At 74.1% G+C, this 22,361-nt stretch carries 18 protein-coding genes and 1 riboswitch; of the genes, 7 read left to right on the forward strand and 11 right to left on the reverse strand.

From position 1 onward, the window contains the following. The first annotated feature begins 5 nt into the window (after positions 1-5). Positions 6-1,406 (forward strand): FAD-linked oxidase C-terminal domain-containing protein, encoded by a 1,401-nt coding sequence (locus O7600_RS16185; protein WP_281588268.1) that lies wholly within the window; start codon positions 6-8, stop codon positions 1,404-1,406. Between the two features lies 1 nt (position 1,407). On the opposite strand, the gene O7600_RS16190 is transcribed toward O7600_RS16185, so the two are convergent. Next, a complete protein-coding gene (locus O7600_RS16190; protein ID WP_281588270.1) occupies positions 1,408-1,917 on the reverse strand; it encodes a hypothetical protein in 510 nt (169 codons plus the stop codon). 69 nt (positions 1,918-1,986) lie between these two features. After that, positions 1,987-3,789, reverse strand: coding sequence for a glycerol-3-phosphate dehydrogenase/oxidase (locus O7600_RS16195; protein ID WP_281594175.1), 1,803 nt, complete (start codon positions 3,787-3,789; stop codon positions 1,987-1,989). A gap of 68 nt (positions 3,790-3,857) precedes the next feature. On the opposite strand from O7600_RS16195, the gene O7600_RS16200 reads away from it, so the two are divergent. From O7600_RS16200 to O7600_RS16210, 3 genes are all read left to right on the forward strand, one after another. Then, the gene (locus O7600_RS16200; RefSeq protein ID WP_281588272.1) at positions 3,858-6,317 is read left to right on the forward strand and encodes a S8 family serine peptidase; all 2,460 of its coding nucleotides are present in this window, start codon (positions 3,858-3,860) and stop codon (positions 6,315-6,317) included. 43 nt (positions 6,318-6,360) lie between these two features. Next, on the forward strand, positions 6,361-7,287 hold the full coding sequence (locus O7600_RS16205; RefSeq protein WP_281588274.1) for a GNAT family N-acetyltransferase: 927 nt from the start codon (positions 6,361-6,363) through the stop codon (positions 7,285-7,287). A gap of 62 nt (positions 7,288-7,349) precedes the next feature. Then, positions 7,350-7,592, forward strand: coding sequence for a hypothetical protein (locus O7600_RS16210; protein WP_281588276.1), 243 nt, complete (start codon positions 7,350-7,352; stop codon positions 7,590-7,592). Positions 7,593-7,661: 69 nt separating this feature from the next. Here the strand turns inward: O7600_RS16210 and groL are convergent, their stop codons facing one another. The 3 genes from groL to O7600_RS16225 all read right to left on the reverse strand — a co-directional run bounded on the left by groL (position 7,662) and on the right by O7600_RS16225 (position 11,220). Beyond that, on the reverse strand, positions 7,662-9,284 hold the full coding sequence (groL, locus tag O7600_RS16215) for a chaperonin GroEL (RefSeq protein WP_018787968.1): 1,623 nt from the start codon (positions 9,282-9,284) through the stop codon (positions 7,662-7,664). A 273-nt stretch (positions 9,285-9,557) separates the two neighbouring features. Beyond that, positions 9,558-10,892: a hypothetical protein gene (locus O7600_RS16220; protein WP_281588278.1), complete on the reverse strand. Its 1,335-nt coding sequence runs from the start codon at positions 10,890-10,892 to the stop codon at positions 9,558-9,560. Positions 10,893-11,016: 124 nt separating this feature from the next. Then, a complete protein-coding gene (locus O7600_RS16225; protein WP_067305333.1) occupies positions 11,017-11,220 on the reverse strand; it encodes a cold-shock protein in 204 nt (67 codons plus the stop codon). A 223-nt stretch (positions 11,221-11,443) separates the two neighbouring features. Between O7600_RS16225 and O7600_RS16230 the strand changes: the two genes are divergently transcribed. Beyond that, positions 11,444-11,959: a GNAT family N-acetyltransferase gene (locus tag O7600_RS16230; protein WP_091569099.1), complete on the forward strand. Its 516-nt coding sequence runs from the start codon at positions 11,444-11,446 to the stop codon at positions 11,957-11,959. Positions 11,960-12,017: 58 nt separating this feature from the next. Here the strand turns inward: O7600_RS16230 and paaN are convergent, their stop codons facing one another. The 3 genes from paaN to O7600_RS16245 all read right to left on the reverse strand — a co-directional run bounded on the left by paaN (position 12,018) and on the right by O7600_RS16245 (position 16,523). Further along, positions 12,018-13,691 carry a phenylacetic acid degradation protein PaaN gene (paaN, locus tag O7600_RS16235; RefSeq protein ID WP_281588283.1) on the reverse strand — a complete coding sequence of 558 codons (1,674 nt, stop codon included), beginning with the start codon at positions 13,689-13,691 and terminating at the stop codon, positions 12,018-12,020. Positions 13,692-14,041: 350 nt separating this feature from the next. Next, the gene (gene thrC, locus O7600_RS16240) at positions 14,042-15,331 is read right to left on the reverse strand and encodes a threonine synthase (RefSeq protein ID WP_281588285.1); all 1,290 of its coding nucleotides are present in this window, start codon (positions 15,329-15,331) and stop codon (positions 14,042-14,044) included. Between the two features lie 12 nt (positions 15,332-15,343). Beyond that, positions 15,344-15,476, reverse strand: a riboswitch (SAM riboswitch). Positions 15,477-15,548: 72 nt separating this feature from the next. After that, the gene (locus tag O7600_RS16245; RefSeq protein ID WP_281588287.1) at positions 15,549-16,523 is read right to left on the reverse strand and encodes a DMT family transporter; all 975 of its coding nucleotides are present in this window, start codon (positions 16,521-16,523) and stop codon (positions 15,549-15,551) included. 90 nt (positions 16,524-16,613) lie between these two features. On the opposite strand from O7600_RS16245, the gene O7600_RS16250 reads away from it, so the two are divergent. Together O7600_RS16250 and O7600_RS16255 are read left to right on the forward strand one after the other, a co-directional pair. Further along, positions 16,614-16,922, forward strand: a complete 309-nt coding sequence (locus tag O7600_RS16250) for a metalloregulator ArsR/SmtB family transcription factor (RefSeq protein WP_281588290.1) — start codon at positions 16,614-16,616, stop codon at positions 16,920-16,922. A 7-nt stretch (positions 16,923-16,929) separates the two neighbouring features. Then, positions 16,930-17,607 (forward strand): DUF4232 domain-containing protein, encoded by a 678-nt coding sequence (locus O7600_RS16255; RefSeq protein WP_281588292.1) that lies wholly within the window; start codon positions 16,930-16,932, stop codon positions 17,605-17,607. Positions 17,608-17,658: 51 nt separating this feature from the next. Here the strand turns inward: O7600_RS16255 and O7600_RS16260 are convergent, their stop codons facing one another. The 3 genes from O7600_RS16260 to O7600_RS16270 form a co-directional block, all read right to left on the reverse strand. After that, positions 17,659-18,108 (reverse strand): DoxX family protein, encoded by a 450-nt coding sequence (locus tag O7600_RS16260; protein ID WP_281588294.1) that lies wholly within the window; start codon positions 18,106-18,108, stop codon positions 17,659-17,661. Between the two features lie 298 nt (positions 18,109-18,406). Next, entirely contained in the window at positions 18,407-19,288 is an 882-nt protein-coding gene (locus O7600_RS16265; protein ID WP_281588296.1) for an ABC transporter permease subunit, read from the reverse strand. Next, positions 19,288-22,155: an alpha/beta fold hydrolase gene (locus tag O7600_RS16270; protein WP_281588298.1), complete on the reverse strand. Its 2,868-nt coding sequence runs from the start codon at positions 22,153-22,155 to the stop codon at positions 19,288-19,290. The genes O7600_RS16265 and O7600_RS16270 overlap by 1 nt, the downstream gene beginning before the upstream one ends. Positions 22,156-22,361: the final 206 nt, after the last annotated feature.

A 22,361-nucleotide genomic window follows, 5' to 3' on the forward strand; every position in this document is an offset into this window, starting at 1 on the left:
CCGGCATGGCCGCCCATCCCCTCCTCGACGACCTGCGGGCCGCGCTCGGCGACGCCGCCGTGCTGACCGATCCGGACCTGCTGGCCGGGCACGAACGCGACGAGGCGGACCTGTGCGCCGCGGGCACCCCGCTGGTGGTGGTCCGGCCGCGGGACACCGAGGGCGTGGTGGCGGCGGTCCGCGCGGCCGGCCGGCACGGCGTACCGGTGGTCCCGCAGGGGGCGCGGACGGGGCTGGCGGGCGCGGCGAACGCGGTGTCCGGCGCGCTGGTGCTGAGCACCACGGCGATGGACCGGATCCGGGAGATCGACCCGGTCGGCCGGTTCGCCGTGGTGCAGCCGGGCGTGGTCAACGCGGCGCTGGCCGGTGCGGTCCGGGAGCAGGGTCTCTGGTACCCGCCGGACCCGGGCTCGTGGGAGTCGTCGACCATCGGCGGCAACGTGGCCACCAACGCGGGCGGCATGTGCTGCGTGAAGTACGGCGTGACGACCGAGTACGTGCTCGGCCTGGAGGTGGTGCTGGCCTCCGGCGAGGTGCTGCGCACCGGCCGCCGCACCGCCAAGGGCGTCGCCGGGTACGACCTGACCCGGCTCTTCGTCGGCTCGGAGGGCACGCTCGGCGTGATCACCGAGGTGACGGTGGCGCTGCGCCCGGCGCCGGAGGAATCGTTGACCCTGGTCGCGGTCTTTCCGACCACGGCGGCGGCCGGCGGGGCGGTGGCCGGGATCGCCCGGCACGGCCTCACGCCGAGCCTGCTGGAACTGTTGGACCGGACCCACCTGCGGGCGATCGAGGCGTACCGGCCGATGGGTCTGCGCACCGACGCCGAGGCGCTGCTGCTGGCTGCGGTGGACACCGGCGCCCGGGCCGCCGACGACCTGGCCCGGATCGCCGAGGTGTGCACCGGGGCCGGCGCCGACGAGGTCTGGGTGGCCACCGACGCGACCGAGGCGGCCGCCCTGCTCGAGGCCCGACGGCTGGCCCATCCGGCGATGGAACGGTTCGCCGCGGAGACGTTCCCCGGCGGCAACGGTGGCCTGGTCATCGACGACGTGGCGGTGCCACGCGGCCGGCTCGCCGAACTGCTGGACGGGGTGGCCCGGATCGCCGAGGCGTGCGACGTGCCGATCGGCGTGGTCGGTCACGCCGGGGACGGCAACATGCACCCCAACATCGTGGTCGACCGGGCCGACCCGGTGAGTCTGGACCGGGGGCGGCGGGCCTTCGACGAGATCATGCGGCTCGGGCTGGAACTGGGCGGCACCTGCACCGGGGAGCACGGCGTCGGGCTGCTGAAGCGCGACTGGCTGGCCCGGGAGATCGGCCCGGTGGGCGTCCGGGTGCACCAGGCGATCAAGGCGGCGCTGGACCCGGCCGGGCTGCTCAACCCGGGCAAGGTGATCTGAGTCAGCCCTTGTCCTCGGCCGGGGTCGCCTGGGTGAGCAACAGCAGCACGTCGTAGGCGACCGTCGGCTTCGGCTCACCCGGGCAGTCCTGGATGGTCACGGTCAGCCCGGGCGGGACGAGCAGCGTCGAGGTCAGCACGCCGATGCAGCCCTGCTTGTACTGCCGCGCCTGGTCGGTCTCCCCGACCAGCGTCGGGTCGCTGAGCATCTGCTGCAACCGCTGCGTCTGCTCGGGGTTGAGCGTGCCGGTCGCGTCGACGCCGTCGCCGGCGCAGTCACGGCACTGCCACCGGCCGGTCGGGTCGACGTCGAGCGTGCGGACCGGCCCGTCCGCACCCAGCCGCTGCACCAGGGAGACACGTTTCCCGGCCGGGGTCGGTGCGGCCGAACCCTGCTGACCGGGTGTGGTGGCCCCTTCGGCCCGGCCGAAGAGTGTGCAGCCGGTCAGGGTGGTCGCCAGCAGAATGCCGGCGGAGAGGGCGGCGACGCGCGACCAGGTTGGGCGAACCACGCGGGAAACCTACACTTCCGTAGGTAGCGCGCACCACCGGCCGAGCGGCCGGTAGGGGTTCCGGTTTCCTCAGCGCGACGAGGTGGGGAGTTCGGTCCCCCGATCGGCGGCGAAACCGCGCACGTCCGGCGCGCCGAGCCGCGCCGCGTCGGCCGCGACGTCGTCCGACATGAGCTGCGACTCCCGCTCGGCCTCGACCCGCGCCCGGTAGTGGGCGACCTCGCGGGCCCGGGTCGAGGCGTCCCAGCCGAGCACCGCGCCCATCAACTCCGCGGCGTGCTCGGCCGACTCCATGCCGCGATGAGTGGTCTCGATGGAGATCCGGGTACGCCGGGTGAGCACGTCCTCCAGGTGCAGCGCGCCCTCGGCGCGGGCCGCGTAGGTCACCTCGGCGGCCAGGTATTCCGGCGCGCCGGCCAGCGGCGAGCCGAGCAGCGGGTCGGCGTCGACCAGGGCGAGCAGGTCCAGGGTGAGGTTGCCGTAGCGCTCGAGCAGGTGCTCGACCACGCCGACCGCCACCCCGTGCCGGCGGGCCAGGTCGGCCCGGTCCCGCCACAGGGCCGCGTACCCGTCGGCGCCGAGCAGCGGCAGGTCGGCGGTGCGCGACGGCCGGGTCTGCCCGAGCCGGTGCATGGCCCGGTCGACCACGTCGGCGGCCATCACGCGGTAGGTCGTGTACTTGCCGCCGGCCACCAGCAGCAGGCCCAGCATCGGCTCCACCACGGCGTGCTCCCGGGAGAGCTTGGAGGTGGAGTCCGCCTCGCCGGCCAGCAGCGGTCGCAGCCCGGCGTAGACGCCCTCGATGTCGGCGGTGGTCAACGGCCGGTCCAGCACGGTGTTGACCTGCGACAGCAGGTAGTCGATGTCGCCCGCGGTGGCGGCCGGATGGGACCGGTCCAGCTGCCAGTCGGTGTCGGTGGTGCCGATGATCCAGTGGCCGCCCCACGGGATGACGAACAGCACGCTCGTCGCGGTGCGCAGGATCAGCCCGGTCTCGCCGACGATGGCCGAGCGGGGCACCACGAGGTGCACGCCCTTGGAGGCCCGGACCCGCAGCTTGGGGCGGAGCCCGACGTCGTTGAGCATCCGCGACATGTCGTCGCTCCACACGCCGGTCGCGGCGATCACGGTGCGGGCGCGTACCTCGAACTCGGCGTCCGGCGAACCGGCCGGCGCCTCCAGGTCGCGCACCCGGACGCCGGTCACCTCGCGGGCCTGGCGGATCAGGCCGACCGCCCGGGCGCTGGTCACCACCGTCGCGCCGAGGCTGGCCGCGGTGCGGGCCAGCGTCACCACGAGGCGGGCGTCGTCGACCTGACCGTCGTAGTAGCGGATCGCGCCGGCAAGCGTGTCCGGCCGGAGGCTGGGGAAGACCCGCCGGGCGCCCTCGCGGGTCAGGTGCCGGTGCAGCGGCATCCCGCGGCCGCCGCCGAACACCCCGGCGAACACGTCGTACGCGGCCACGCCGAGCCCGTAGTAGGAGCGGCGGAAGATCCGTCGGGGCACGTCACGGGCACCGCCCTCGGCCGGCAGCGGCACCAGGATCGGCACCGGGCGGACCAGGTGCGGGGCGAGCCGGGTGGCCAGCAGCCCGCGTTCGGTCAGCGCCTCGTGGACCAGGTGGAACTCCAACTGTTCCAGGTAGCGCAGGCCGCCGTGGATGAGCTTGCTGGACCGGCTGGAGGTGCCGGCGGCATAGTCGCGCGCCTCGACCAGGGCGACCTTCAGGCCCCGGGACGCGGCGTCCAGCGCGGCGCCCGCGCCGGTGACGCCACCGCCGATGACCAGCACGTCGAACCGCTCGGCGCGGAGCCGGCGCAGGTCGTCGGCGCGGCGCTCGGCGGAGAGCTGACCGGCCTCGGATCGGGACACGTTGGGGTCGCGCACCCGTCCACGGTAACCGTCCCCGCGCCACCGCGACACGTCCCGGCCGTACCGTGATGACCATGCTCACCGGCCCGCCCGCTGTTCCCGTACCCCCGCCGCCGCCCCGCGAGACCGGGCCGTGGCCGGTCGTCGCGGCGGTACTGACCGGCCTCTGGGCCGTGCTGGTCACCGTGCCCGGCCAGGTCACCGGCTGGTTGGTCGACCAGGTGGTGCTGGTCAGCGGGCTGGACCGGGCGCTGGCGGTGTGGCCGACGGTGGCGGCGGCCACCGTGCTGCTGGTCGGCGCGCCCGCACTGGCGTTGGCGCTGGCGCCCCGCTCACCGGCGCTGCGGGCGACCGGCCGCGCCTGGACCGCCGGTGTGCTCGCGCTCGGCGCGGCGACGTTGCTCCGGGTGGTGCCGCCGGTGCACCACGAGGCGTACCTGGCGGCGCTGGCGCTGACCGCCGCGCTGCTCGCGCTGGTGACGACGCGGCTCACCCGCCGTCGCCCGGTCGTCCCTCCGGCGACGGCTCAGGGCGGTCCGGGCGGAGCCGGGGCCGGAGCGGCGGGCCGGGGCGGCCGATTCGGGTCGGTGTCGCTGCTGGCGATCGCGGCCGGGCTGGCGGTGCTGTTGCCATGGGCCTGGGTGGGCGCGCTGGGCGGCGCGTCGGAGACGCTGCTCGCCGGGCTGGCCGCCGCCGCGCTCGGCGTCCTCGCGGGGGTGCTGCTCGGTCCCGCGTTCTGGGCCGCGTTCGGCGCCGGGTCGTCGCGCCGGCCGGTCCGGCCGGTGCTGCTCGGCGGCCTGGTCGCCGGCGTCACGCTGACGTTGCTGGCCGCCGGGGCCGGGCAGTCCGGCGCGCAGCTTCCGGCGCTGGTCCTGCTGCCGCCGCTCGGTTTCGTGCTCGGCGCGCTGGACGCCGCGGCCCGGCACGGCGGCCGGCCGGCCGGGCCGGCGCCGGTGCGGTGGCTGGTGGGCCTGGCGCTGGCCGGGCCGTTGGCGTTCACCGACCCGGAGGAGGTCACGCTCCTGCTGGCCACCGCGCGCGACGTGCCGTACTGGGTCGCGGTCGGCACCGGCGCCGGGTTCGCCGTCGCGGTGCTGCTCGCCGTCGGGTACGGCGTGCTGCTCGCCCGGACCCGCGCCCGCGCGCCCCGGCGCGGTCCGGCCGCGCTGGCCGCCGGCGCGCTGCTGGCCGCCGTGGCGGTGGTGTACGTGGTGCCCGGCCAACCGGGCCTGTACGGCGAGCGGCTGCTGGTGGTGCTGCGCGAGCAGGCCGACCTGGGTGGCCTGCCGGCCGGCGCGCCGGGCCGGGCGGGACGGGACGCGCGGGCCGCCGAGGTCTACCGGCGACTGGTGGCCACCGCCGACCGGACGCAGGGCGACCTGCGCCGCACGCTGCGCGGACTGCGCCTGAACCCGACGCCCTACTACCTGGTCAACGCGATCGAGACGGACGGCGGGCCGGCGGTGCGGGCGTGGCTCTCCGGCCGGCCGGAGGTGGCCCGGGTACTGGTGAGCCAGCGCCCGCGCCCGCTGCCCGCGGCGGCGCCAGCGGCCCGGGGCGACGCGCCCGCGCCGACCGGTCCGAGCTGGAACGTGTCGCTGATCGGTGCCGACCGGGTCTGGTCGGAGCTGGGCGTCACCGGCGCCGGCGTGGTGGTGGGCAGCTCGGACTCCGGGGTGGACGGCCGGCACCCGGCGCTCGCCGCCGGCTTCCGGGGCGGCGACGACTCCTGGTACGACCCGTGGGAGCACCGCCGCGCGCCGGCCGACCGGGGCGGCCACGGCACCCACACGCTGGGCAGCGCGGTCGGCCGCGACGGGATCGGGGTGGCTCCCGGGGCGCGCTGGGTGGGCTGCGTCAACCTGGACCGCAACCTGGGCAGCCCGGCCCGCTACCTCGACTGTCTCCAGTTCATGCTGGCCCCGTTCCCGACCGGCGGGGACCCGTTCACCGACGGCCGTCCGGCGCGCGCCCCGGACGTGCTGACCAACTCGTGGGGCTGCCCGCCGCTGGAGGGCTGCGACCCGGGGGCGCTGCGCCCGGCCACCGCCGCGCTGGCCGCCGCCGGCATCCTGGTGGTGGCCGCCGCCGGCAACACCGGCCCGCACTGCGGGTCGATCGTCGACCCGCCGGCGCCGTACCCGGACGTGCTCACGGTCGGCGCGGTCGACCGGAGCCGCCGGCTCACCGACTTCTCCAGCCGGGGCCCCGCCGCAACGGCCGGCAAGCCCGATCTGGTGGCCCCGGGCGCGGCGGTGCCGTCGGCGTTCCCCGGCGGTGGTTACGCCACCCTGGACGGCACGTCGATGGCGACGCCGCAGGTGGCCGGCGTGGTGGCGCTGATGTGGTCGGCGAACCCGGCGCTGGTCGGCGACCTGGACCGGACCCGGCGGATTCTCGCCGACACGGCCACCCCGGCCACGGTCCCCGCCGGCGCGCCCTGCGGGGGCACCCGGGACCTGGTCGGCGCGGGCCTGGTCGACGCCTACGCGGCGGTGCGGGCCGCCCGGGCGGCCTCCAACGGTTAGGAACCCTGTCCAATGCCGCGCCGATGACCTAGGGTCGGCGACCATGGACGTGGAGATCATCGAGCTGGGCCGGGACCGCCTGCCCGAGGTCGTCGAACTCTGCCGGCGGTCGCTCGACCTGCCGGAGGACGCGGCCGAGGCGTCGGCCGTGGTGACCACGCTGGCCGACCGCGCCGCGGCCGACCGGACCGTGCTGCGGTTCGGCGCGGTACGCGACGGCACGCTCGTCGGGGTGCTGGTCGGGTCGCTGTCGGCGACCGATCCGCGGCTCGGCCACGTCGACCTGGTCGCGGTGACCCCGGCGGAACGCCGGCAGGGGGTCGGTGGCGCGCTGCTCGCGGAGGCGGAGGCCCGGCTGGCCGCGCTCGGCGCCACCGAGCTGCTGCTGGCCGGCAACCCGCCGTACTACGCCTGGCCGGGCATCGACGTGCGCTACACGCCGGCGGTCTGCGCCGCGTCGCGGCTCGGCTTCCGGCAGGACCGGACGGCCTGGAACATGACCGCCGAGCTGACCGAGGGGTCGCCAGCGCTGCGCTCCACCGAGGTCGCCGAGCAGCGGCTGGCCGGGCGGGGCGTGACCGTACGTCGGGCCGGACCGGCGGACCTGCCGGCGTTGACCGCGTTCGCCCGGGCCACGTTCGGCGGCACCTGGGACGGCGAGCTGGCCGGTTCGGTGGGTCGCCCGGACGCGGGCGCGCACCTGGCCGAACGGGACGGGGAGATCCTCGGCTTCGCGGCCTGGGGGTCGGCGCGACCGAGCTGGTTCGGGCCGATGGGCACCGCCCCGGCGGCCGAGGGCTCCGGCATCGGCGGGGTGCTGCTGCGCCGCTGCCTGCGGGACCAGGCGGCGGCCGGGATCGGCGCGGCGCAGATCGGCTGGGTGGGTCCGGTGCCGTTCTACTCCGGCGCGGCGGGCGCCCGGATCGAGCGCGTCTTCTTCCTCTACCGGAAAGCCATCAAAAGGGCATAACGCCGTTCACCCTCCATGGCGTCACCCGGGCCCTACGGTCGGTAGGCAGGAGGAGGCGGTGCATGACCACGGATGACGAACGGGCCGACGACCCGGCCACGGGCCGACGCCCGACCGACGAGCTTCCCGGGCAGCTCCCGTTCGACCGGCTCGACGTCGGCGACGCCGAACAGCTCGCCGAGCTGGCCGGGGCCGACCAGCCACCCGCGGAGGAGCCACGGCAACCGGTGGACGAACCGAGGTGGCTGCCGCCCCCGTACGACCGGGCGAAGAAGCGCCGCAACCAACGCCCACTGCCCACCTGACACGTACGCGGAAAGGGGGCGGACCGCTGACGCGGCCCGCCCCCTTCGGCGTACTGGATGGAGCTGGACTCAGAAGTCCATCTCCCCGCCACCCGGGCCAGCCGGGGCGGCCGGGGTCTTCTCCGGCTTGTCCGCCACGACGGCCTCGGTGGTGAGGAACAGCGCGGCGATCGAGGCGGCGTTCTGCAGCGCGGAACGCGTCACCTTGGCCGGGTCGATGATGCCCGCGGCCAGCAGGTCCACGTACTCGCCGGTCGCGGCGTTGAGGCCGTGACCCGGGTCGAGGTTGCGGACCCGCTCGACGACGACGCCACCCTCCATGCCGGCGTTGACGGCGATCTGCCGCAGCGGGGCGTCCAGCGCGATCTTGACGATCTGCGCGCCGGTCGCCTCGTCGCCCGCCAGGTCCAGCTTGTCGAAGGCGGTCTTGCCGGCCTGCACCAGCGCGACGCCACCACCCGGGACGATGCCCTCCTCGACGGCGGCCTTCGCGTTGCGGACGGCGTCCTCGATGCGGTGCTTGCGCTCCTTCAGCTCGACCTCGGTGGCCGCGCCGACCTTGATCACCGCAACACCGCCGGCCAGCTTGGCCAGACGCTCCTGCAGCTTCTCCCGGTCGTAGTCGGAGTCGCTCTTGTCGATCTCGGCCCGGATCTGGTTCACCCGGCCCTGGATCTGCTCGGCGTCGCCGGCACCGTCGACGATGGTGGTCTCGTCCTTGGTCACCACGACCTTGCGGGCGCGGCCCAGCATCTCGAGGCCGGTCGCGTCCAGCTTGAGGCCGACCTCCTCGCTGATGACCTGACCACCGGTGAGGATGGCGATGTCGGTCAGCATGGCCTTGCGGCGGTCACCGAAGCCCGGCGCCTTGACGGCGACCGACTTGAAGGTGCCCCGGACCTTGTTGACCACCAGGGTGGCGAGGGCCTCGCCCTCCAGGTCCTCGGCGATGATCAGCAGCGGCTTGCCCGACTGCATGACCTTCTCCAGGATCGGGAGCAGGTCCTTCACCGACGAGATCTTGCTGTTGACGATCAGGATGTAGGGGTCGTCGAAGACGGCCTCCATACGCTCCGGGTCGGTCATGAAGTAGGCGGAGATGTAGCCCTTGTCGAAGCGCATGCCCTCGGTGAGCTCGAGCTCCAGGCCGAAGGTGTTGCTCTCCTCGACGGTGATGACGCCTTCCTTGCCCACCTTGTCCATCGCCTCGGCGATGATCTCACCGACGCTGGGGTCGGCGGCGGAGATGGAGGCGGTGGAGGCGATCTGCTCCTTGGTCTCCACGTCCTTGGCGAGCTTGAGCAGCTCCTCCGAGACGTTGGCCACGGCCGCCTCGATGCCCCGCTTCAGGGCCATCGGGTTGGCGCCGGCGGCCACGTTGCGCAGACCCTCACGAACCAGGGCCTGGGCCAGGACGGTCGCCGTCGTCGTGCCGTCACCGGCGACGTCGTCGGTCTTCTTCGCGACCTCCTTGACCAGCTCGGCGCCGATCTTCTCGTACGGGTCCTCGAGCTCGATCTCCTTGGCGATGCTCACACCATCGTTGGTGATGGTGGGGGCACCCCACTTCTTCTCGAGCACGACGTTGCGGCCCTTGGGGCCGAGGGTCACCTTCACGGCGTCGGCGAGCTGGTTCATGCCCCGCTCGAGGCCGCGGCGCGCCTCTTCGTCGAACGCGATCATCTTGGCCATACGGCGTTGTCCTCCTGGACACTCACGGGCCACCCGGATGCCCGGATGGGCCGTCTGGTGTACGCACCTTGGGGACGTCGCCACCTGGCGACGACGACGTCTCCTCGGTCGGGCCGGACAGCCCGCGACGACCGGCCTCGTACCGCTCCGGCACCCTTCGGGCACCGGCGCGATCGTGGCCCTACCGCCCCGACCTTCTGGCACTCACCGTACGCGAGTGCCAATGACTTGTTTAGCACTCTCCCTAGCCGAGTGCAAGCACGACGGCCCCGCTCAGCCGAGTTCCGCCGCCAGTCGGGCCGCGTTCACCGGGCCTTCCTGCGCCCGCTGTTCGGCGTACGCGACGACCAGCCCGACCAGCTGCGCCAGGTAGGCCGGCGCGGCCAACGCGGCGCCGACCACGGCCAGCGCCACCGCGCCGACGGTGGTGCCCGGCGCGCTCGTCGGGTCGGCCCCGAACACCACCCCGCTGACGGTGCTGACCACCAGGTCCAGCACGGTCGCCGCGAGCAGCGCGCACATCACCAGCGCCACCCGGCCCAGCACCATGCCGAACCGCTGGTGGAACATCCGCCAGGCCCGCCCGATCGGATCCTGCCGCTCGAACAGGTAGACCGGTCCGAACAGGGCGACCGCGAACCCGACGTAGACGCCGGGCAGCAGGCAGAGGCACGCGCCCACGGTGATCAGCAGCGAGGCCACGATGGTCCAACCCCAGAGACCGAGTGCGCGGCGCAGCCCGTACCGGAGGGCCGCGCCGAGACCGGCCGCCTCACCGGCCGCCTGACGGGCGACCACCCACGTGCCCGCGCCCCAGCCGGCGGCCTGCACCGGGCCGAAGATCAGCGCGGCCAGCATGACCACGCCGTAGAAGGCGAAAAACTGCTCCAGGTAGCCGTCGGGCAGCACCGGCGCGCCGTCCGGGCCGGTCACCGGCTCGTCGGTGGGCACCAGGTAGAGCGAGAGGACCGAGATGATCGCGGCCGGGACGCACTGGGTGAGCAACATGATCGGCAGCAGCTGCCGCCAACCGCGCCGTGCCGCGCCGGCACACCGCGAGAACCAGCCGGCGACACCGGCGTGCGGCGGGGTGACCAGCGGGTCGTTCGGGTCGGTGGGCGGATACCAGCCGTAGTGGCCACCGGGCATCGGCTGGGCCGGGTACGGCGCGCCGGGCATCGGGTGGCCCGGATACGCCGGCCCGCCGGACGGCCAGCCCCAACCCGTCGACGGGTCACCCGGCGGCGCGGGCCAGCCGGGCGCAGGCGTGGCGCCGGACGACGCGGGCCAACCCGGCGCAGGCGTGGCGCCGGACGACGCGGGCCAACCCGGCGCAGGCGTGGCGCCGGACGACGCGGGCCAACCCGGCGCAGGCGTGGCCGGGGTGGCGGGGTCGGGGTGGGCGGGCTGCGACGCGCCGGGGCCCGGCTGCTCGGGCACGACCGGCCGGGCCCAGGGATCGGCGGCCGGTGTGGGCGATCCGGACGGGTCCGGCTGCCCTGGCACCGGCCCGGCGGTCGGCGGCGTGGACCGGGTCGGGTCGGTCGGCGCACCGGACGACGCCGGGGGCATCGGTTCGGTGGAACCCGACGGGGGCAGGTCGGACATGGGCCCTCCTCAGCGGCAATGGCTGGAACGGCTCATGATCTTCCACGGTGCGGGGCCGCACCGCAGCCCCGGTCGGGGTGGCTCGGTCGGGGTGGCTCGGCCGCCGGCGGCGGGCCCGGCCGGGTCAGGCGATGACGCGGACCCGCTCGGCCTGCGGACCCTTCTGGCCCTGGGCGATCTCGAACTCGACCCGCTGGCCGTCGTCCAGCGCCTTGTAACCGTCCATCTCGATCGCGGAGAAGTGGACGAACACGTCCTGCCCGCCGTCGACGGCGATGAAGCCGTAGCCCTTTTCGGAGTTGAACCACTTCACGGTGCCCTGTGCCACGGTGCACTTCCTCACTCTGCGCGGCGTTCCAAGACCCGGGAACCGGCGGACCGGCACCGGCGGCGCACCGGTTTCGGCGATCGGCGACGGCCGCTGAATCGGTGACCGAAATCGCACGCTACACGAGGCGTGACGACCGCGCACGACCACAAATCGGGCATATTCCGGCCCGGAACACGGCACCCGCGTACGCCGTCCGGGGACGGTCCGGTATGCATGCGGCATGACCAGCACGACCGTCCTGACCACCGTCCGCCGGATCCGTCCGGAGGACGCCGCCCGGATGCGCGCCCTCCGGCTGGAGATGCTCGCGGACAGCCCGCTGGCGTTCCTGGAGACCGTGGCCGAGGCGGCGGCCCGGCCGCACGCCGACTTCGCCGCCCGGGTGGCGGCGGTCTCGCGCGGTGACCACACCGCCCAGTTCGTGGCGGACCCGGGCGGCCGCCTGGTCGGTCACGCGGGTGGGGTCGCCGCGCCGGACGAGCCGGGCCTGACGCTGGTCTACGCGGTCTACGTGACGCCGGCCCGGCGGGGAAGCGGGCTGCTGGCCGCGCTGGTCGACGAGGTGGCGGCCTGGTCCCGGGCCTGCGGGCGGCCCGAACTGATGATGGAGGTGGTGGTCGGCAACGACCGCGCCTACCGGGCCTACCAGAAGCTGGGCTTCACCGACACCGGCGTACGCGTCCCGCACCCGCGCATCCCCGGCCTGCACGAACTCCAGATGCGCCGCGCGGCCTGACGGGGTGTTAAGCAGGGGCCCCTCCTCTACCGGAGGCGTTAAGAAGGGGCCCCTCCTTTCACGCGTGCCGGCGGCTCTGCACGACGCGGAACCGGTTGGCCACGTACGCGCCGTCGGTCAGCGCGGAGTTCGCCGCCGGGTTGGCGCCGGAGCCGTGGAAGTCGGAGAACGCCGCCGACTGGTTGACGAAGACGCCACCGGTCAGGTTGCAGGACAGGTGCACACCGGCGTCGATCGCCGCCGCCTCGGCCGCGTCCAGCACCGCCTCGTCGGTGGAGTAGACCGCCGCGGTCAGCGCGCCCTTCTCCCCCACCGTCTCGCGCAGGATGCGCAGGCTGTGCTCGGTGGAGTCGGTGGCGATGGCGAACGAGATCGGCCCGAACCACTCCCGCGAGTAGGTCGCCGTGTCCCCGGCGTCCAGCTTGACCACGGTCGGCGTCCGCACCACCGCGCCCGGGAAGGACGGGTGCGCGACGGTCCGCGACTCCAGCACCGGCTCGCCGACCTTGGTGACCTCCTCCAACCGCTCCAGCACCCCGTCGTTGACGATCGCGCCGGTCAGCTCGACGCCCCGGGCCGGGTCGGCGGTCAGCTTGGCGACCGCGCCGGCGATCCCGGCGGCCACCTCGTCGAAGCTCTTGTGCCCCTGGTCGGTGTCGATGCCGTCGCGCGGGATCAGCAGGTTCTGCGAGGTGGTGCACATCTGGCCGCTGTAGAGCGTCAGCGTGAAGCCGAGGTTGCGGCAGAGCCCGGCGAAGTCGTCGGTGGAGTCGATGACGACCGTGTTCAGGCCGGCCTTCTCGGTGTAGACGGCGGCCTGCCGGGCGTTCGCCTCCAGCCAGTCGCCGTACTCGGTGGAGCCGGTGAAGTCGACGATCTTCACGGCCGGGTGCAGGGCCAGCGTCGAGGCGAGCTTCTCCCCCTCCGCCTCGGGGGCGAGCTGCACCAGGTTCGGGTCGAACCCGGCCTCGGCGAGCACCTGCCGGGCGTACCGCACGGTGACGGCGAGCGGCAGCACCGCGCGCGGGTGCGGCTTCACCACCACCGGGTTGCCGGTGACCAGCGACGCGAAGAGACCGGGGTACGAGTTCCAGGTCGGGAACGTGTTGCAGCCGATGACCAGGGCCACGCCGCGGGGCACCACGTGGAACGTCTTGGTCATCCGCAGCGGGTCGCCCTTGCCGGCGGCCTTCTCCCAGCCGGCGGTCCCCGGGTGGCGGCTCATCTCCGCGTACGCGTAGGCCACCGCCTCCAGCGCCCGGTCCAGCGCGTGCGCGCCACCGGCCTGGAACGCCATCACGAACGCCTGGCCGCTGGTGAACTGCACGGCGTTGGCCAGCTCGAACACGTTCTTGTGGAGGCGGTCGAGGATCTCCAGGCAGACCCCCGCCCGAGCCTGCGGGCCGGCGTCGCGCCAGGCCGGCAGCGCGGCGGTCGCGGCGGACACCAGCTGGTCGGCGCCGGCGTGCGGGTAGCGCACGTCCAGCGGCACCCCGAACGGGCTGGCCTCGGTGGCGACGGTGCTGCCGTCGCCCGGCTGGTCGAGCGGGAAGTCCCCGCCCAGGTACGTCTCGAACGCGGCCTTGCCGTCGGCGGCGGCGCTCTCGCCGTACACCCGGGGGCTGGGCGACTCGGGATAGGCCGACCAGTACCCGCGCTCCGTGATCGCGGTCAGCGCCCGGTCGAGGGTCTCGCGGTGCCTGTCGTACAGGGGGTGCGGGGTCTCCGTCATGCCCGCCATCATGCAACAGGAAGCCACCAGATCAGTAGGGGCGTGTCACAACTGAAGATCGGTCGCCGGCGAGCGGAGCGGGCCGGAACGGCGACAGGGCCAGCGGATGTCCGCTGGCCCTGCGCGAGGTTGGTCGGGAGGGACGTCCGCACAACGCCTCCGGCGTTGGGTCGCAAGAACTTGAAAAGTCTCCGGCGGATGCCCTCCCGCACGAAGCATCTTGCGCCGTCCGGTTCCTGTCGTCAAGTCCTTGTCGGCGGGTTTCTGGCACTCACCGCACATCGCCGGTTACCCACCGGTCCTGCCCGATCCCCCACCCGGGCGAGTCCCACCTCCACCGCGAGGTCGAGTCAGGTGAGGAGATCGGCGTCGCGGGCGGCGCGGAGGCTGGGCTTGATGCGGTGGGTGGGGCCGACCTGGGCAGCCACCGCGTCGAGCGTCTTGAGACCCTCGCCGGTGTTGAAGACGACCGTCTCCGCCGTCGGGTCGAGCCGGCCCGACTCGACCAGCTTGCGCAGCACCGCGACCGTGACGCCGCCCGCGGTTTCGGCGAACACGCCGGTGGTGCGGGCGAGCAGCCGGATGCCGGCCCGGATCTCGTCGTCGTCGGCGTACTCCATCCAGCCGCCGGTGCGGCGGACCGCCTCCAGCGCGTAGAGGCCGGCGGCCGGGTCACCGATGTTCAGCGACTTGGCGATGCCGGTCGGCTTGACCGGGACGATGGTGTCGCTGTCGCCGTGCAGCGCGGTGGCGATCGGGTTGCAGCCGGCGGACTGCGCCCCGAACACCCTCCAGCCGCCGGCCGGCGCCTCGACCAGGCCGATCTCGACCAGTTCGGTGAACGCCTTGTCGATCTTGGTGAGCAGCTCGCCGCTGGCCATCGGGATGACCACCTGGGCCGGAATCCGCCAGCCGAGCTGCTCGGCCACCTCGTAGCCGAGCGTCTTGGACCCCTCGGCGTAGTAGGGCCGGACGTTCACGTTGACGAACGCGGTGTCCTCGAAGTCGTCGGTCTCCACCAGCTCGCCGCAGAGCCGGTTCACGTCGTCGTACGAGCCGTCGACGGCGACCAGGTCGCCGCCGTAGACCGCGGTGGTGACGACCTTGCCCTGTTCCAGGTCGCCGGGGATGAAGACCACCGACGGCACGCCGGCGCGGGCGGCGTGCGCGGCGACGGAGTTGGCCAGGTTCCCGGTGGACGCGCAGGCGTAGCGGGTGAAGCCGAGCGCCCGGGCGGCGGTCAGCGCCACCGACACCACCCGGTCCTTGAACGAGTGGGTGGGGTTGGCACTGTCGTCCTTGACCCAGAGCGGGCCGGTGAGGCCCAGTTCGGCGGCGAGGTGCGGGGCGGACACCAGCGGGGTCAACCCGGGGTCGAGGGTGACCCGGGTGGCCGGGTCCTGGCCGGCCGGCAGGAGGTCCGCGTACCGCCAGATGCTGTTCGGGCCGGCCTCGATGCGCTCCCGGGTGACGGTGGCCAGGGCGGTGGTGTCGTAGTCGACCTCCAACGGCCCGAAGCACTCGTAGCAGGCGTGCTGGGCGGCCAGCGGGTACCGCGCGGAACAGGCGCGACAGACCAGGGCGCGGGCGGGGCTGCGGGTGGTGTCGATGCCGGGTGCGGCGGGAAGCGTCGACGTCATGTCGAGGGTTTCCTCTCATCTTTCCCCGCATCGCCGGGTGCGGCGGGGACGGAATTGGCACCTGCCCGCGGTCGCTCGTCGTCGAGCGCGCGGGTGGTTGCCGGGGCGTCGTCGGGCCGTATCCCTCAGCCCCTCTGGATGAGGTATGCAGTTGTGCCGCCGAGTCTATGCGCCGCTCACGGCCACGCCACCTCGGGATCCCACGCTGTGGGCCGGCTCAGCGACCGACCACCGCGACCGGCTCGACCACCGCCGGCCGGTCCACCACGGCCACCGGCACGGGGGTCGCCGTCGTGGCCCGCCGGGCCGGGGTACGGGTGACGAGGTTCGCCGCCACCAGGGCGGCGACGGTCAGCCCGGCGCCGACCAGCTCGACCGCGCCCGGCCGGTAGCCGCGCAGGATCTGCACCGCGAACGTGGTCACCGGGACCAGGTTCATGAACAACGCGGCGTCCGCCGCGCCGAGCCGCCGGACGCCGGTGTTCCAGGCCAGCACCGCGATCACGGCGGCGACCAGCACCGCGTACGTCAGCTGGGGGACGACCGCGACGAGGTCGGCGGCGTGCGGGGCGTGCTGGAGCCCGGTGAGGTCGGCGGCGGCACTGGCGGCGACCATGGCGATCGTGCCGGCGACCGCGGTCAGCGCGGTGTAGCGCAGCGGCGACCACTCGGGGAACCGGGTCGCGCCGTGGGTGTAGAACGCCCAGCCGAGCACGGCGCCGACCATGAGCAGCCCGCCGAGGCCGAACTCGCCCAGCCCGTCGAGCCGGCCGCGGGTGATCACCAGACCGACGCCGACGAGCGCGACCAGGGAGAGGCCGAGCAGCGCGGGTCGGGGCCGGACACCGTCCCGCGCCCAGCGGACCAGCTGGGTGACGACCGGCACGGTGGCGGCGAACAGGGCGATCTGCTGTGGGGCCGCGTGTCCGAGCGCGAGGTTGGTGAGCGTGTTGAAGCCGGCGAAGCCGAGCGCGCCGAGCAGCAGCACCTCGACCCCGCGTCGCTGCGTGGTCAGGGCGGTCACCCCTTCCCGGGCCAGGAGCAGGGCGACCAGCACGGCGGTGGCGAGCACGTACCGGGCGGTGGTCAGGTTGAGCGCGTCCACCCGGGTGAGCGCGCTGGCCAGGACGGGGAACATGACGCCCCAACTGAGCACCGCGAAGAGCGGGAGGGCTGCGGAACGGGAACGCATCGCAGCTCCTATGTTCGAGTATCGTCGAACCAACGGAGCCGACTCTAGGAGGTTGTTCGACGGATGTCGAACATGGGTTACCCTGGTCACATGGAGCTGCACGAACCCGAGTTGCGCGACGTGCCGGTGACCGCGGTGCTGGCGGCGCTGGCCGACGACGTCCGACTGCAGATCGTGCGCACGCTGGCCCGGGGCGGCGAGCACGCCTGCGGCACGTTCGAGTTCGGCGTCTCCAAGGCCACCCGCAGCCACCACCTCAAGGTGCTGCGCGAGGCCGGCGTCACCCGCACCCGCGTCGCCGGCACCAGCCGCTACGTCCGACTGCGCCGCGAGGAGCTGGACCGCCTCTACCCGGGCCTGCTCGACGCGGTCCTCGCCGCGCCCGACCGGGTGGCATGATCACCGGATGCGGAACCCGGCGGCCCGACTCGGCGTCATCGCGGGGCTGACCCTGCTGACCGCCTGCGCCCCGACGCCGCGCCCGATCGACGCCTCGGCGCCGCGCCCGGTGGACCCACTGTCCACCCCACCACCGCGGCCGGGCGTCACCCCCGACGCCGCGGCGCCCACGCCGGCCTGCTCCCCGGAGGGCATCCGGATCGTCGAACTCGGGGTGAGCGCCGCGATGGGGCTGCGGGCCATGGGCCTCGACCTGGTCAACTGCGGCAACCGGCCGTACGAGCTGCGCGGCTATCCGGCGGTCGCGTTGCGGGACGCCGACGGGGACCCGATCACGGTGCGGGTGATCCCCGGGGCCGGCCCGATCACCTCGGGCTTCGACGACCCACCCACCGCGCTCGTGCTGCGCCCCGGCGAACGGGCCGGCGCCGCGCTGATCTGGCGCAACCTGGTCACCGACGCGACGGTGGTGGCGACCGACGGCGTCGAACTCGACGTCGCCCCGGTGGCCGGCCGGCCGGCGTACCCGGTCGCGCTGGACGGGCCGATCGACCTGGGCAACACCGGTCGGCTCGGCGTCAGCGCCTGGAAGCGCCGCGACCCGGCGCCGACCACGGAGGCGCCCGCGCCGTCCGCGCCGATCGGTCCGCCGTCGCTCGCGACCACCCCGGTCAACCCGCTCTGAGGCCCTGGCACGGGACAGGAGCCCCGCACCAGGACCCGGTGGGCGACCGACCTAGGCGGGGACCGACGCGCGGGGCGCGGGGGTGGCGTCCGCGGGCTCGCCCCGACGGCGGGAGAGCAGCGCGTCGAGCGCCCAGGGGCCGGGGCCGAGCACCGCGACCAGCAGGAACGTCCAGCAGAAGAGCGCGGCCAGCTCGCCGCCGTTGCCGAGGGGCAGCAGGCCGTGCGGCTGGTGCACCACGAAGTACGCGTACGCCATCGAGCCGGAGGCGAGCAGCGCGGCCGGCCGGGTGCCCAGGCCGACGAGCACCAACGCGCCGCAGACCAGTTGGATCAGCGCGGCCCACCAGCCCGGCCAGGTGCCGAACGGGACCGCCCCGCCGGTCGCCGGGTTGCCGCCGAGTATCCCGAAGATCGACGCCGCGCCGTGGAGCAGGAAGAGCAGGCCGACGACGATGCGGAACAGGGAGAGCACAGGGCCTTTCAACTGGCTCGGAACCATGGGAAACCTCCTGGGACGGGTATCGGACGACGTCCAGGATGGCGGGACAAGAGATTGAAGTTAATCAATTCCTTGCAAGCGGGACAACTTCGTGGGAACGCTCCCATGATATGGAAGTCCGAAAGCCGCCGGGAAGACCCGCGGCCCGACTCGGCTCGGCGAACCCCGGTCGGGTGAAGCTTCTCCCGAGTGCGACATGACTCAGAGTCATAATTATGACTCTGAGTCATAAGAGGTTCGAAGGACATTGCTTCTGACGGAGTGTTGCGGAGAGTGACCGCCGCCGGTGACGGACACCTCAGCTCGTGACGTCCTTGCGGGTGAAGCGCCAGAAGGCCAGGCCCCAGAACAGCGTGGCGTAGACGATCGCCGAGATAGCGCCCTTGACCACGTCGTCGGTCTGCATCGGCGACGACAGCAGCCCCAGCCAGGCGCTGCTGTAGTGGGTCGGCAGCAGGTTCCGCAGTCCGCCCAGCGCGGTGATCTGGTCCAGGATGCTGGAGAGGATCCAGAGCAGCACCGCGCCGCCGACCGCGCCGAGCGCGGCGTCCGTGGTCACCGAAAGCAGGAACGCCAACCCGGCCACCACCAGCAGCACCACCGCCAGGTAGCCCAGCACCCCGAGCAGCCGGAGCAACCCGTCGGCCGGCGCCAGCTCGGCGGAGACCTGGCTGCTGAGCGGCTTCCACCCGTACCGCAGCGTGCCGGCGAGCAGCGCGGTGCCGGCCAGCAGCACCAGCGCCAGCCCGGAGTACGCGAGCGCGACCACCAGCTTCACCGCGAGCAGCCGGGCCCGGGGCACCGGCACCGCCAGCAGGTAGCGCAGGCTGCCCCAGCTCGCCTCGCTGGCGACCGTGTCGCCGCAGAACAACGCCACCACGACGACCAGCAGGAACGACGCCGACACCAGGATCGAGAACAGGGTGAAGTTGAGGCCGCCGGAGGTGGCCAGGTCGGCCAGACTGGCGAACTCGCCCCGGCCGCCGCCGTCGTCGTCCCCGGAGTCGAACTGGAACGCCACCAGGATGATCAGCGGCAGCAGCACCATGAACCCCAGCGCGAGCTGGGTCCGGCGCCGCGACGCCTGCCGCCGGAACTCCGCGCCGAACGGCATCGTGGCCGACGGCCGGTAGCCGGCCGCCGCCCCGCCCGCCTCGCGCGCCACCGAAGAACCCGCCATCACCGGTCACCGCTTCCCCGAGAGTTCTCGCCCACCAGGGCGAGGAACGCGTCCTCCAGGCGGCGCCGGGGCACCACCCGGTCCACCCCGATGCCGGCCCGGACCAGCTCCGCCACCACCTCGCTGCGGGCGGTGCCGTTGGTGTCGACCACCAGCCCGCCGTCGGAGTCCGGCAGCACCCGTACGCCGTCCAGCCGGTCGAGCACCGTACGCGCCGCGTCCGGGTCGCTCACCTCGAACAGCACGCTCGGCGACTCGCCGACGATTTCCTCGACCGGCCCGGAGGCCACGATCCGACCCTTGTTCACCACCACCGCGTGGGTGCAGGTCTGTTCCACCTCGGCGAGCAGGTGGCTGGAGACCAGCACCGCGCGGCCGTCGGTGGCGTACCGCTGGAGCACCCGGCGCATCTCCGCGATCTGCGGCGGGTCCAGCCCGTCCGTCGGCTCGTCGAGCACCAGCAGCTCGGGCAGGCCGAGCATGGCCTGGGCGATGGCGAGCCGCTGCCGCATGCCGTGGCTGTACTTCTTCGTCCGCCGGTGCACCGAGTCGCCCAGACCGGCGATCTCCAGCGCCTCGTCGAAGTGGGCGTCCTCCCAGGGCCGCCCAGTGGCCCGCCAGTAGGCCTTCAGGTTGTCCAGACCGGACAGGTGCGGCAGGAAGCCGGGCCCCTCGACCAGCGCGCCGATCCGGGAGAGCACCGGCGAGCCGGGCACCAGCCGGTGGCCGAAGACGTGGATCTCCCCGGCGGTGGGCTGGGTCAGGCCCATCAGTACCCGCAGCGTGGTGGTCTTGCCCGCGCCGTTCGGCCCGAGCAGGCCGACCACCTGGCCGGGATGCACCTCGAAGTCCACGTCGGAGACCGCGACGAACCCGTCCGCGTACTCCTTGCGCAGGTTGCGCACGGCGAGCGGGACGCCCGCGTACTCCGGGTGCACGGAGCTGTCCTGGCGACGGTGCCGGCGGCGGGTGACCAGGACGACCACGACGAGCCCGACCACGATCGCGGCGAGCAGGCCGGCCAGCACCCAGCGCCACACCGCGGCGGTGGTCGGGATCGGCGCGGCGTCGACCGTGGGCAGCACCAACGGGCCGTCGCCGAGCGCCACCGTGTGCACGGTCGGTTCGGCCGGCGTGGCGTACGCCTGGTCCGACGTCGCCACCACGAGCCGCAGCCGGTGCCCGGCCTCGACCCGGCGGACGATCGCCGGCAGCGTGACCGTGACCGGGGTCGCCGCGTCCAGCGTGCGCGGCAGGCCGGTCAGCCGCACCGGCGCGACCAGGCCGGACGGCAACGTGGACGCGCCCTGCGGGTCGACGTCGTAGAGCTTGACGAAGAGCACCGCCTCGCCGGTCGGTGAGGCGGCCCGGATCCGCACGGTCGGCGCGCCCACCACGTCGACCGGGTCGTCCAGCGGCGCCGACTCGAAGCGCGCGTGCTGGCCGGGGATGTCCCCGGCCACGCCGTCGAGCAACGAGCCGAGCGCGCCCGCGAACGGCACCGCGGAGATCGCCGCCGGGTTGCCGTTGGGCGGCACGGCGACCGGCTGGGCCTCACCGGTCAGGGTGATCTCCCGGCGGTCCTGGCCGGCGACGCCCGGATAGTCGTCGGTGCGGAAGCCGGTGGCCACCAGGCCGCGGTCGAGCGCGTCGAAGCCGGCGATCCGGGAGAACGTGAAGGTGTCACCGGGGGCCGGGCCGTCGCCCCTGACGTAGTGGTCGAGCCACTGGGCGGTCAGGAACTTCACCCGGTCCGAGTCGGAGGTCGGGCCGGCGCCCCCGTCGTGCCCGCCGGTGAACCAGGCGACCCGCACCGGCGTGCCGGCGGCGGCGATGCCGCGCGCGTTGGCGTCCGCCTCGGTGAGCGGGAAGAGCGTGTCGGCCTCGCCCTGGACCAGCAGGGTGGGTGCCTTGATCCGGTCGAGCACGCCGGCCGGCGACGACCGCCGCAACAGCGCGACCGCCGCCGCGTCGGCCCGGCCGGTGGTGGCGATGCGCAGGTACGCGGCGCAGACGTCGGCGGCGAAGCGACCGCAGGACGGATCGGCGGCGGCGCCACCCGGCGCCCGTCCGGAGCTGCTGCCCGGACCGGCGCCCGGCTGCGGGCTCGCCGGGCCGGCCGACGCGGGAGCGCCCTCCGGCTGGGCCGCGGTGGCGCCGGAGAGGCCGGCCGGACCGGAGCCGGCGTTGCCGCCACCGCCGAAGAAGATGCCGGCCCAGCCCTTCTTGAACACGCCGTCGGTGGGCTCCCGGCCGGTGCTCTCCGGCAGGAACGCCCGGGACAGGTCGTTCCAGGTGATCATCGGGACGATCGCGTCGACCCGCTGGTCCTGCGCGGCCAGCAGCAGGGCCAGACCGCCGCCGTACGAGCCGCCGACCACGCCGACCCGCGGGTCGCCGGCCGCGTCCAGGCGCACCTCCGGGCGGGCGGCGAGCCGGTCCAGCAGGCGCTGCGCGTCCCGCACCTCGTGGTCCGGGCTGTCCAGGTGGATCTGGCCGCCGCTGCGGCCGAAGCCCCGGGCGGTCCAGGTGAGCACCGCGTACCCCCGGGCGACCAGGTCCTCGGCGTCGGCGCGGACCGACTCCTTGGTGCCGCCGAACCCGTGCGCCAGCAGCACCGCCGGCACCCGGTTGGTGTCCGAGGCGTCGCCGGGCAGATAGAGCGTGGTGTCCAGGTCGACCGGCTCGTCCCCGGTCGGTCCGGACCGGACGGTCACCACGGCCGCCTCGGTCCGGAAGCCCGGTCCCTGCGGGCGGACCGCCCAGACCAGGGCGGCCACGACCAGGACGACCACCACGACGGCGGCGACGATCCGGCGCGGACGGCCGGCGAGGGCGCGCCGGACCCGCGCGACGGGTGATCTCATGCGGCACACGGTACGGGCCGTCGGCTGAGCGTTCCCTGAGATCCGCCGTACGTCCGTCCGGCTGGGCCGTTCGGCGTGTGCCGTCCGTCGTCTGCAGAAGGTCCAGACCATCCCAGCGGGATGTATTCGGATCACGTGAATTCACATCTACAACCGCAAATCACCGTCGATGTCGCGTCTCGCCACGTCGATCGAACGCTCCGTGT

The organism is Micromonospora sp. WMMA1998 (assembly GCF_027497375.1).
Lineage (GTDB): Bacteria > Actinomycetota > Actinomycetes > Mycobacteriales > Micromonosporaceae > Micromonospora > Micromonospora sediminicola.

Bases quoted from the DNA above. Each gene is read 5' to 3' on its own strand.
- O7600_RS16185 (WP_281588268.1), top strand. From the start codon at position 6: ATGGCCGCCCATCCCCTCCTCGACGACCTGCGGGCCGCGCTCGGCGAC.
- O7600_RS16200 (WP_281588272.1), top strand. From the start codon at position 3,858: ATGACCATGCTCACCGGCCCGCCCGCTGTTCCCGTACCCCCGCCGCCG.
- O7600_RS16205 (WP_281588274.1), top strand. From the start codon at position 6,361: ATGGACGTGGAGATCATCGAGCTGGGCCGGGACCGCCTGCCCGAGGTC.
- O7600_RS16210 (WP_281588276.1), top strand. From the start codon at position 7,350: ATGACCACGGATGACGAACGGGCCGACGACCCGGCCACGGGCCGACGC.
- groL (WP_018787968.1), bottom strand. From the start codon at position 9,284: ATGGCCAAGATGATCGCGTTCGACGAAGAGGCGCGCCGCGGCCTCGAG.
- O7600_RS16220 (WP_281588278.1), bottom strand. From the start codon at position 10,892: ATGTCCGACCTGCCCCCGTCGGGTTCCACCGAACCGATGCCCCCGGCG.
- O7600_RS16230 (WP_091569099.1), top strand. From the start codon at position 11,444: ATGACCAGCACGACCGTCCTGACCACCGTCCGCCGGATCCGTCCGGAG.
- paaN (WP_281588283.1), bottom strand. From the start codon at position 13,691: ATGACGGAGACCCCGCACCCCCTGTACGACAGGCACCGCGAGACCCTC.
- thrC (WP_281588285.1), bottom strand. From the start codon at position 15,331: ATGACGTCGACGCTTCCCGCCGCACCCGGCATCGACACCACCCGCAGC.
- O7600_RS16245 (WP_281588287.1), bottom strand. From the start codon at position 16,523: ATGCGTTCCCGTTCCGCAGCCCTCCCGCTCTTCGCGGTGCTCAGTTGG.
- O7600_RS16250 (WP_281588290.1), top strand. From the start codon at position 16,614: ATGGAGCTGCACGAACCCGAGTTGCGCGACGTGCCGGTGACCGCGGTG.
- O7600_RS16255 (WP_281588292.1), top strand. From the start codon at position 16,930: ATGCGGAACCCGGCGGCCCGACTCGGCGTCATCGCGGGGCTGACCCTG.
- O7600_RS16260 (WP_281588294.1), bottom strand. From the start codon at position 18,108: ATGGTTCCGAGCCAGTTGAAAGGCCCTGTGCTCTCCCTGTTCCGCATC.
- O7600_RS16265 (WP_281588296.1), bottom strand. From the start codon at position 19,288: ATGGCGGGTTCTTCGGTGGCGCGCGAGGCGGGCGGGGCGGCGGCCGGC.
- O7600_RS16270 (WP_281588298.1), bottom strand. From the start codon at position 22,155: ATGAGATCACCCGTCGCGCGGGTCCGGCGCGCCCTCGCCGGCCGTCCG.